The following is a 10,325-nucleotide window of genomic DNA, read 5'->3' on the forward strand; positions in this document are numbered from 1 at the left end:
GCGGGAAATCTGTCATTCCAAGGCGCCGCTATAAGAATACACCTCAAGAAAGAGTCGATTGGTGCTTATATCGGTATCGACATTTAGTGGAGAATGCTTTTGGAAGAATTAAGCACTATCGAGCAATATCAACAAGATATGACAAGCTAGCAAGAAATTACGCCAGTATGGTGTCACTGGCGTTTATGTTAATGTGGCTGCCGATGTATTGCTGAACAACATTTGTACAGCAAAGATCAACAGACCCTAATTATTCCTAAATATGTTCTATCGAAGGATTTTGCAAGCATGCACGTCAGCTATTGCTCTTACTCAGAAATTTTATAAACACCTGTAATTGGTAAAAAGTATAGGATTCCTATCTACACACTTGTGCTTCCGTTAATGTTCACGGGTTCCAGATATGCACAATAGTATTCTCCATAAATGTACTCCTCACTATGTCCTAGTGACGACAGTGCTAACCGCTTAAATATCAAACTGGGAGTTAGATCACTCGCAAAACTTTGATCCGGATCGACTATCGCTTTCAATACCTCTTGTGAGGTATACCCACATTTTTTATCAGGTCTAGACTCGCCAGTATCAGCACTCGGTTACCCTCCTTTTTAATCTTAAGTAACCGAGTTTACGCTACTACAGGTCATCCAATATGAGTCAGGAATACCACGTCACCAGCCTTGTGGTGCATGCCACGCCTAAAACCTTACAGCAGGTTGAAGCCAATATCCGCGCATTAGTGGGTACTGATATTCATGCAATTACACCCGAAGGAAAATTGGTCGTTACCCTAGAAGGGAGTAGCCAAAGAGCGATTCTTGACAATATTGAAGCCATCAATGCCCTGTCCGGCGTGTTATCTGCCAGCTTGATTTACCACCAAGTAGAACCCTTAGTACAAGAGAGTGAGGAAATATTATGAGCATAAGCCGCCGCGAGTTTCTCAAGGCCAACGCAGCGGTTGCCGCTGCGACGGCCGTTGGCGTCACACTTCCCATTAAGATGGTCGAAGCCGCCGAACAAGCTGACAGTATCAAGTGGGATAAAGCTCCCTGCCGTTTCTGCGGTGTGGGGTGTAGCGTATTAGTGGGCACCCAAGCGGGCAAAGTGGTCGCCACTAAGGGCGATCCTGAAAGTCCAGTCAACCGTGGCCTTAACTGTATTAAAGGTTATTTCCTATCAAAAATCATGTACGGCAAGGACAGATTAACCACGCCATTGCTGCGGATGAAAGACGGCAAATACCATAAAGAAGGTGAGTTCACCCCAGTCAGCTGGGATGTGGCCTTCGATACTATGGCCGCGAAATGGAAACACAGTCTCGCCACCAAAGGCCCGACGTCGGTAGGTATGTTTGGCTCTGGTCAATGGACTATTTGGGAAGGTTATGCCGCCTCTAAACTTCATAAAGCAGGTTTCCTTACCAACAACATAGATCCCAATGCGCGCCACTGCATGGCCTCAGCCGTAGGCGGCTTTATGCGCACCTTCGGTATCGATGAGCCCATGGGTTGTTATGACGATTTAGAAGCCGCCGATCAGTTTGTGCTCTGGGGCGCAAACATGGCGGAGATGCACCCAATTCTGTGGGCACGAATATCCGATAGACGTTTAAGCAGTCCAACGTGCCGAGTGCATGTGCTGTCGACCTTTGAGAACCGCAGCTTCGATTTAGCCGATAACCCTATGGTGTTCCGCCCACAGTCGGACTTAGTGATCCTCAACTATATCGCCAATTACATTATTGAAAATAAAGCCGTTAATACCGACTTTGTCACCAAACACACTAAGTTTGCCCTTGGGGTTGACGATATTGGCTATGGTCTGCGTCCCGAACATCCGTTAGAGAAAAAAGCCAAAAATCCGGGCAATGGTAAATCCACGCCCATTAGCTTTGACGAGTATGCCAAGTTTGTCAGCACTTATACGCTGGAATATGCCGCTAAGATGAGTGGCGTCGAGCCAGAGAAGCTGGAGATTTTAGCCAAAGCCTATGCCGACCCTAAGGTGAAAATCATGAGCCTGTGGACCATGGGCATTAACCAACACGTTCGCGGCGTGTGGGCGAACAACATGCTTTACAACATCCATTTGCTCACGGGCAAAATTGCCACACCGGGTAACAGTCCTTTCTCATTAACAGGTCAACCTTCGGCTTGCGGTACTGCACGTGAAGTCGGTACTTTCGCCCACCGTTTACCCGCCGATATGGAAGTCACTAACGACAAGCACCGCGCCATTACCGAAAAGCTATGGCAAGTGCCTGAAGGGACCATTCCCGCCAAACCTGGCTACCATGCCGTACTCCAGAGCCGTATGCTCAAAGATGGCAAGCTCAACTGCTACTGGACCATGTGTACCAATAATATGCAGGCAGGCCCTAACATCAACGATGAGATTTACCCTGGCTTTCGTAACCCAGAAAACTTTATCGTGGTTTCAGATCCTTATCCAACCATCACAGCCATGGCGGCAGATTTAATTTTGCCAACAGCAATGTGGGTTGAAAAAGAAGGAGCTTACGGCAACGCCGAGCGCCGTACTCATATGTGGCATCAGCAAGTAAAAGCCCCAGAAGGCGCAACCTCAGATCTGTGGCAACTAGTCGAATTTTCGAAACGATTCAAAGTCTCCGAAGTCTGGCCAGCCGAACTGATAGCCAAACAACCGGAATACGCGGATAAAACCTTATATGAAGTGCTATTTGCCAATGGCGTGATCGACAAGTTCCCAACTTCCGATTGCAAAGCCGAATTAAACGATGAGAGCGAACACTTCGGTTTCTACCTGCAAAAAGGCATTTTCGAAGAATATGCAGCTTTCGGTCGTGGCCATGGCCATGATTTAGCCGACTTTGACCGTTACCACGAAACCCGCGGCCTACGCTGGCCAGTCGTTAATGGCAAAGAAACGCTGCGTCGTTTCGTTGAGGGGAGCGATCCTTATGTCAAAGCGGGTGAAGGCTTTAAATTCTATGGCAAGCCAGATGGCAAAGCGGTGATTTTCGCCCTGCCCTATGAGCCCGCCGCCGAAGAGCCGAATGAAGAATACGATTTATGGATGTCGACTGGCCGCGTGCTGGAGCATTGGCACACTGGCTCGATGACAGCCCGCGTACCAGAGCTTTACCGTGCCTACCCCGACGCGCAAATTTTCATGCATCCAGAAGATGCGAAAGCTCGCGGCGTACAACGTGGTGACGAAGTCATAGTGGCTTCACCGCGCGGTGAAGTGAAAACCCGAGTTGAAACCAAAGGCCGTAACAAACCGCCACGCGGCGTAGTATTTATGCCTTTCTTCGATGCGCGCCAGTTAGTCAACAAACTGATATTGGATGCAACCGATCCCCTGTCAAAAGAAACTGACTTTAAAAAATGCCCAGTGAAAGTCTTCAAGGCGGAGAATAACCAATGAGAAAAATACTCACCTTAACTGCGTTACTCGTCGCCATTACCGGCTGTTCAGGTCAGCAAACCGACACCAACGTAGCACCAGTTAATATTCAATCCCTCGCAGGAAACATGGCGATCACCGACATTCGCCCAGCCAATGCCATGGCGATTTATCCTAGTCGCGGCACCTCTATTGAGCGCAGTTTTAGCGAGCAACCACCGCTCATCCCACATAAGGACGATTACAAGATCACCTTAGATAAAAATGGCTGTTTAAGCTGCCATAGTTGGGACAAGGCAAAACGCATGAAAGCCACACCAGTAGCTAAATCCCACGTGATTGATGATAAAGGCACAGTTAACGGACATAACTATGCCTGTACTCAATGCCATGTCGCTCAGGCCGAAAACAAGCAACCACTCGTCGAGAATCAATTCTCCGTCCAGTAAACCACACTCCCCTGCAGAGCAAAGCCACCCGAGTTTATGAGGATGGCTTTTTTGCTATTTAAGCATCCAATCCTAATGAGTTAGCTTAGAGCCAGTAATGAGTATTCAAGTAAATATAAGACTAAACGTCTATCGCTGGTTCAGCGTCCGTTGCTGAACAGTACTTTCACCAAGGAAGGGATTGAGCAGAAGTTAAAAAGGCAAAGTGAGAATCGAGGGAAATAAAAATAAGAGCAGAATCTAAAACACAGAAAAGTAAAAACCCAGCCTAGGCTGGGTTTACTTGTTGTTTTGCTTTATGCAAATTACCCGCTGGAGCCGTTTTAGTTACTTGCGCCGCTTTAGCGTTTTGCACATCTTTTGCCACAGGCATAGCCGCCTGCCACAAAGCACCTACCCACAGACTTGAACTTGATTTCATCGGTATTCCCCTGTTTTGTTAACAAGGTCAAAGTAATACTTAGGCTATCATTAGTAAAATGAATAAATTCCATAATATGGATTCCATTTGAGCATGAACATCCCAATCAAGACCTTACAGTGTTTTCTGACCTTAGTGGAAACTGAAAACTTTACCCGCGCCGCGCAGAAATGTTTTATCACCCAGCCGACACTAAGCAAAATAATCCAGAGACTTGAAGAAAGCCTTGGTGAAACCTTGCTGATCCGGAATAACCAAAAGGTTGAGTTAACTCAAGCTGGTCAGCTCTTTGAGCACAGTGCACGGGAAATCCTCGGCCAATGGCATAGGCTGCAGGAGGACATGAGTAACCTTAGCGGTCTTAAATCGGGGCGGTTGCGACTGGGTGTATGTCCTATGATGAGCAGTCTTATTATTGGTTTGCTCACTAGCTATCGTAAGCGTTATCCGGGAGTTGAACTACACATGTATGAGTACGGTGGATTCGGCTGCGAACAAGCATTGCTCAATAACAGTCTCGATATCGCCTTTACCGCGCTCCCCACGACCCATGAGACAGAACTCGTCAACCAACCCCTAACTAAGTACCCTTTACTCGCATGCCTGCCTGAAGGACATCCCTTAGCCGAGAAAGACCACTTAAAATGGCAGGACTTCCAGCCCTATCCTTTTATCCTCTATAACGAAGACTTCTCCCTCGCTAAACTGATTAATCGCCTCAGTCGCAAAGCAGGTGTTCAACTCAATATTGCCTTTCGCAGCGGCCAGTGGGATTTCCTCGCCGCCATGGTCGAAGCCGATATGGGCGTCGCTATTTTACCTGAGCCTATCTGCAATCGATTAAGCACCAGCAAACTGGTCTTTAAACCTATGCAGCCCGCAATGACATGGGATCTGGCGCTTATTTGGCGCCAAAGTTTACCTTTAACACCGGCGGCCAAGGCCTTGCTTGAATTGAGTAAACAAAAAACTGAACGCTGAGAAGATAAAGCAAGAACTAATACCAATCACATTATTTTAAACAACGGGATACGAAACTTCGTCAGCCGTAGCGGGTGATTACAGTTGGATCTCTCCCATAAAAAAACCGCTGCGAGCCTAGAGGCCGACAGCGGTTTTTAAGGTAAGTTAAGAATTACTTCTTAGCTTCAGCAGCCTTACGTTCTTTAACTTGAGCAACAACTTTCTCAGCTACGCTAGCTGGACATTGGCTGTAGTGTGAGAACTCCATAGAGAACTGACCACGACCAGAAGTCATTGTACGTAAAGTACCGATATAACCGAACATTTCTGATAACGGTACGTCAGCTTTAACGCGAACACCTGTTACACCAGCAACTTGGTCTTTGATCATGCCGCGACGACGGTTTAAGTCACCGATCACGTCACCCACGTTGTCATCTGGGCTGAACACGTCAACTTTCATGATTGGCTCAAGAAGTTGTGGTTTAGCTTTAGCGATAGACTGACGGAAAGCGCCTTTAGCAGCGATTTCGAACGCGATTGCTGATGAGTCAACTGCGTGGAATGCACCGTCAGTTAATTCGAACTCAACGTCTAACACTGGGAAGCCAGCGATAGTACCTGTGTTCATCATGCTCGCGAAACCTTTCTCAACTGCTGGCCAGAATTCCTTCGGAACGCTACCACCAACAACTGAAGATTTGAACACGAAACCAGTGTTTGGCTCACCTGGGCGGATGATATATTCGATCTTACCGAATTGACCAGAACCACCTGATTGTTTCTTGTGAGTGTATTGATCTTCAACCATTTGAGTAATGGTTTCACGGTAAGCAACTTGTGGCTCACCTACGATCAATTCAACACCATAAGTACGCTTCAGAATGTCTACTTTGATATCTAAGTGAAGTTCGCCCATACCTTTAAGGATGGTTTCACCTGAATCTTCGTCAGTTTCTACGCGGAATGATGGATCTTCAGCGATCATCTTACCGATTGCGATACCCATTTTCTCAGAACCGCCTTTATCTTTTGGCGCTACTGCGATAGAGATAACTGGCTCTGGGAACACCATAGCTTCTAAGGTAACTGGGTGTTTCACGTCACATAAAGTGTGACCAGTTTGAACGTTCTTCATACCCACGATAGCGATAATGTCGCCAGCTTGAGCAGATTCAATTTCAATACGGTCATCAGCTAGCATTTCACACATACGGCCGATACGTTCAGTCTTGCCAGTCGCGCTGTTCAGGATGGTATCACCCTTCTTCAGACGGCCTGAGTAGATACGTACGAAAGTCAGGGCACCGAAACGGTCATCCATGATTTTGAACGCTAACGCTTTTAATGGCTCATCAGCAGAAACGATAGCGAATTCGCCAGTTTCGTTGCCTTCTTCGTCAGTTAATGGCTGTGGTTCAACTTCGTCTGGTGCTGGTAAATAATCAACAACAGCATCAAGAACCAGTTGCATACCTTTGTTCTTGAACGCAGAACCACAGTATGTTGGGAAGAAAGCCATAGTACGAGTACCTTTGCGGATACAACGCTTGATATCTTCGATAGATGGCTCTTCGCCTTCCATGTACGCTTCCATCACAGCATCGTCTTGCTCAACGGCAGTTTCGATCAGCATTTCACGGTATTCTTCAACCATGTCAACCATGTCAGCAGGTACATCTTGGATATTAAAGTTTTCTGGTAAACCAGACTCATCCCACACGTATGCTTTACGAGATAACAGATCAACAACACCAGTGAATTCGTCTTCAACACCGATTGGCAGAACCATAACCAGTGGAGTAGCAGCTAATACGTCTTTAGTTTGCTTAACTACGCGTAAGAAGTCAGCACCCATACGGTCTAACTTGTTTACGAAGATAATACGCGCAACTTCAGATTCGTTCGCATAGCGCCAGTTAGTTTCTGATTGAGGCTCAACACCGCCTGAACCACAGAATACACCGATACCGCCATCAAGCACTTTCAGAGAACGATAAACTTCAACGGTGAAGTCAACGTGTCCTGGAGTGTCGATAACGTTGAAACGGTGATCTCTCCAGAAGCAACTTACAGCAGCAGACTGAATAGTAATACCGCGCTCAGCTTCCTGTACCATGAAGTCAGTGGTAGATTCGCCATCGTGAGTCTCACCGGCTTTATGGATTCTTCCTGTTAACTTAAGGATACGCTCGGTGGTCGTGGTTTTACCCGCGTCAACGTGAGCGAAGATACCAATGTTTCTGTATTTGGATAATTCGGTCATGATTCAACTTTAATGAGTAGTTTAAGAAGTAGACGGAGTATGCGACAAATACCGACACACCGCACATCAGATTATTTTAGGCGCATATTGTAAATTGGAACCCAGCTACACGCAAATGGATAGCGCACTTTTTCACGATAAAGTCGCGTAATAATTTAAGGAAATCGCCATAAATACGAACTAAAACAGATAAGTAAAACACTTTAGCTTATTTTTCACTCAATCAATAAAAAACCTTAAATAAACCTCATTTTAATGGGATAAAGCGATTTTCAAGGGATTTCTATCATATCGTCAGTACAAACATCATACATTAACCTGCAAGCATGGATGCTAGAACAATCATGTTATACCTATCTCCAAAATAGAGATGACATCCGCGACTCACTTCAATCGCAGTCTTTTAGCCAAATAACCACAAATCAGTCTTGAGTAAACCCTTACGTGTCGATGCACATTTGATTACGCCCTTGTGCTTTAGCACGATAAAGGGCTCGATCTGCACGCTCAAAACACAATTGTATAGGTTCGTTTTCTGCGAGCTTAGCGACACCAAAACTACAAGTTAAGTGAACATTGTCAGTAAATTGATAATTGTTAATCCTCTGCGCAATCCGCACACACAAGCTTTCAACTAATGGCAATGATGACTGTTGGCAGAGGATAACAAATTCTTCGCCACCCCAACGTGCAACCACATCAGAATCACGCACACAGTGCTGTAATACCTGTGACACTTGCTCAAGAATGCGATCGCCGACGTTATGCCCTAGCGTGTCATTAATCTCTTTAAAGTAGTCGATATCAATCATTACAAGGCACATGCCTGCCCCAGCAGATTTATCATGCTGCTCGTTATTAATAAAAAAGCGATTAAAGTAATGTCGGTTATACAATTTAGTTAAGGGGTCGTGGGTAGATAAAAATTCGAGTTCGGCATTTGACGCTTCAAGCTGTTCGCGTAAAGTTTCCAACTGCTTATTCTTATCGGTTAATCTTCGATTATATTGACTCATAAAGTAAGTTCTTGCCCCCAACATTAGGAGCAACAGACACGTCGCACAGATAATTTGATACACAAGCGAATAGTTAGTCTCATCTATCACAGTCACATTATTCCACTTCTGATAAATCGTGATCCGCTCTTGCTCACTCACAGTGTTTAAGGCTTTATTTATCACAGGTAGCAAGGACTCTTGACCATAAGCGACCCCCATCCGTAACTCATCTTCCGGCCCGCCCCAACCCGCAATTTTTAAATGTTCAAATCCCATTTGTTGAATGTAAGCGTTAACCGAAAACATTGACCCAACAAACAGATCTGCACGTTTATCCAGAACCGACTGCAATCCCGCAGGTTCACTGGCAACAGTAAGTATTTCTATCTGAGGATAATAATGCTGAATATACTCGGCTAAACGATAACCTTTGGGCACGGCTAAAATACGCGTATTGATATTCTCCAATCCTTGCAGAAAAGGCTGTTCTTTAAGTGAAACAAGCACATTGGGTGAGCGGAAATAGACATCACTGAAGTGCAGATAAGTCTCGCGTATTAGCGTTTTATTCAACATAGGGGTTAAATCGCACTGACCACTTTGCAAAAAAGATAAAGTTTCGGTCCAAGAAGATGTCGGCACTAGCTGAAACTTAAGGGAAGAATGTGACTCAACATGACGAATATAATCCGATGAAATCCCCAGATGTTTACCTTCTCGTATTCCTTCATAGGGCAGCCAATCAGGATCAACGCAATAACGGACTATCACAGCAGACTTGACTCTAACATCTTGATCCGCAAGTTTAGTACTAGACACCATGAAACGATCAGCATTCACCAGTAATGGCATACACAGCAATAGCGACAATAACCTCAATAAGCCACGCAATTCCATTGAAATTTCAACCTAAAAGCTGATGCTAGATGGGGAATGTAAAAAAAGTGTATACGTGAAAACCACACAATACCAATTCCCATCATTGCTTATACGAAACGCTCGTTTGTCCATTGTGTCTTAACGCCTTCGTACATCAGCAAAACTTATCTTCATAAGGTGATCAGTTGATGGAAAAGAACGTTGCTAAGTTCACTCAGTCCTAATTTCACTCCGTCTGAATTTGGTATCACATTTAAAAAAGCCAATATTTATCGCTTGTTTCATCATCAGGGCTATCCTAAATAACCACCCTTACTCGCCATCCAAAGCCATCATAGCGCCTTTGCAAACTGCGCTTATAGGAGCCTTAACTTCTACAGCTACGTTCTTTGGCCGCTATACCGCGATCATGATGGACTGTGCGGGTGGCATCAAACAAAGATGGCAGAAGATTTTTTAATCTGAGATAAAGCTGCCGTCTTATTCTCCGGAACTGAATCTGATAGAACAGTTGTAGCGGATATTAATAGAATTGATGTAAAGCCAAATGGTGCACATTATTCGTATCGTGGAAGGTAAAAAAGGGATTATCGAGAGAAAAATAGGAGGGAAACTGACTAATTAAATAGACACTAGGCTGTATTTAACAAATTGCGGACGCAAAAAAGCCAGCTTATTCAGCTGGCTTCGTTGCATCTCAATGAGATAATTAGGCGCTTGGCGATGACCTACTCTCACATGGGGAGACCCCACACTACCATCGGCGCGTTTGCGTTTCACTTCTGAGTTCGGGATGGGATCAGGTGGTTCCACAAGGCTATTGTCACCAAGCAAATTCTGCTTATTACCGTGTCCATCTCTGGCTCACGCTAATAATAATTCGGAAAGCTGATTTTCTGTTGAGTCTTTAACTTTATCAAGTATCTGTATTCTGTCTAAGGCTTTTCGTACGACCT

The 10,325-nt window shown here is 45.2% G+C and carries 8 protein-coding genes, 1 rRNA gene and 1 pseudogene; 6 read left to right on the forward strand and 4 right to left on the reverse strand.

The genetic code is table 11. The annotated features are described in order from the left end of the window. The 4 genes from L5L77_RS21920 to L5L77_RS21935 all read left to right on the forward strand — a co-directional run. Positions 1-215 (forward strand): transposase (locus L5L77_RS21920; RefSeq protein WP_248943622.1); only part of this gene is annotated, 215 nt, incomplete at its 5' end. A 437-nt stretch (positions 216-652) separates the two neighbouring features. Next, positions 653-922, forward strand: coding sequence for a chaperone NapD (locus L5L77_RS21925; protein WP_071940060.1), 270 nt, complete (start codon positions 653-655; stop codon positions 920-922). After that, entirely contained in the window at positions 919-3,414 is a 2,496-nt protein-coding gene (gene napA / locus L5L77_RS21930) for a nitrate reductase catalytic subunit NapA (RefSeq protein ID WP_263178615.1), read from the forward strand. The genes L5L77_RS21925 and napA overlap by 4 nt, the downstream gene beginning before the upstream one ends. After that, a complete protein-coding gene (locus L5L77_RS21935; protein ID WP_263170176.1) occupies positions 3,411-3,842 on the forward strand; it encodes a nitrate reductase cytochrome c-type subunit in 432 nt (143 codons plus the stop codon). Before napA ends, L5L77_RS21935 begins: the two co-directional genes overlap by 4 nt. Positions 3,843-4,110: 268 nt before the next feature. Here the strand turns inward: L5L77_RS21935 and L5L77_RS21940 are convergent, their stop codons facing one another. Then, positions 4,111-4,263 carry a hypothetical protein gene (locus L5L77_RS21940; protein ID WP_263143059.1) on the reverse strand — a complete coding sequence of 51 codons (153 nt, stop codon included), beginning with the start codon at positions 4,261-4,263 and terminating at the stop codon, positions 4,111-4,113. A gap of 93 nt (positions 4,264-4,356) precedes the next feature. Between L5L77_RS21940 and L5L77_RS21945 the strand changes: the two genes are divergently transcribed. Then, positions 4,357-5,244: a LysR family transcriptional regulator gene (locus L5L77_RS21945; RefSeq protein WP_105251505.1), complete on the forward strand. Its 888-nt coding sequence runs from the start codon at positions 4,357-4,359 to the stop codon at positions 5,242-5,244. A 154-nt stretch (positions 5,245-5,398) separates the two neighbouring features. Here L5L77_RS21945 and fusA read toward each other — a convergent pair whose 3' ends face one another. Both fusA and L5L77_RS21955 read right to left on the reverse strand, forming a co-directional pair. Continuing rightward, on the reverse strand, positions 5,399-7,492 hold the full coding sequence (fusA, locus tag L5L77_RS21950; protein WP_107402610.1) for an elongation factor G: 2,094 nt from the start codon (positions 7,490-7,492) through the stop codon (positions 5,399-5,401). A 440-nt stretch (positions 7,493-7,932) separates the two neighbouring features. Continuing rightward, the gene (locus L5L77_RS21955; RefSeq protein WP_263180489.1) at positions 7,933-9,387 is read right to left on the reverse strand and encodes a diguanylate cyclase; all 1,455 of its coding nucleotides are present in this window, start codon (positions 9,385-9,387) and stop codon (positions 7,933-7,935) included. Positions 9,388-9,594: 207 nt separating this feature from the next. Here L5L77_RS21955 and L5L77_RS22820 point away from each other — a divergent pair. Continuing rightward, positions 9,595-9,704, forward strand: a pseudogene (locus L5L77_RS22820) (IS630 family transposase); the annotation flags it as partial. 380 nt (positions 9,705-10,084) lie between these two features. Here L5L77_RS22820 and rrf read toward each other — a convergent pair. Beyond that, a 5S ribosomal RNA gene (gene rrf, locus L5L77_RS21960) occupies positions 10,085-10,200 on the reverse strand. Between the last annotated feature and the right edge of the window lie 125 nt (positions 10,201-10,325).

This window comes from Shewanella sp. SM29 (genome assembly GCF_025654245.1).
Lineage (GTDB): Bacteria > Pseudomonadota > Gammaproteobacteria > Enterobacterales > Shewanellaceae > Shewanella > Shewanella oncorhynchi.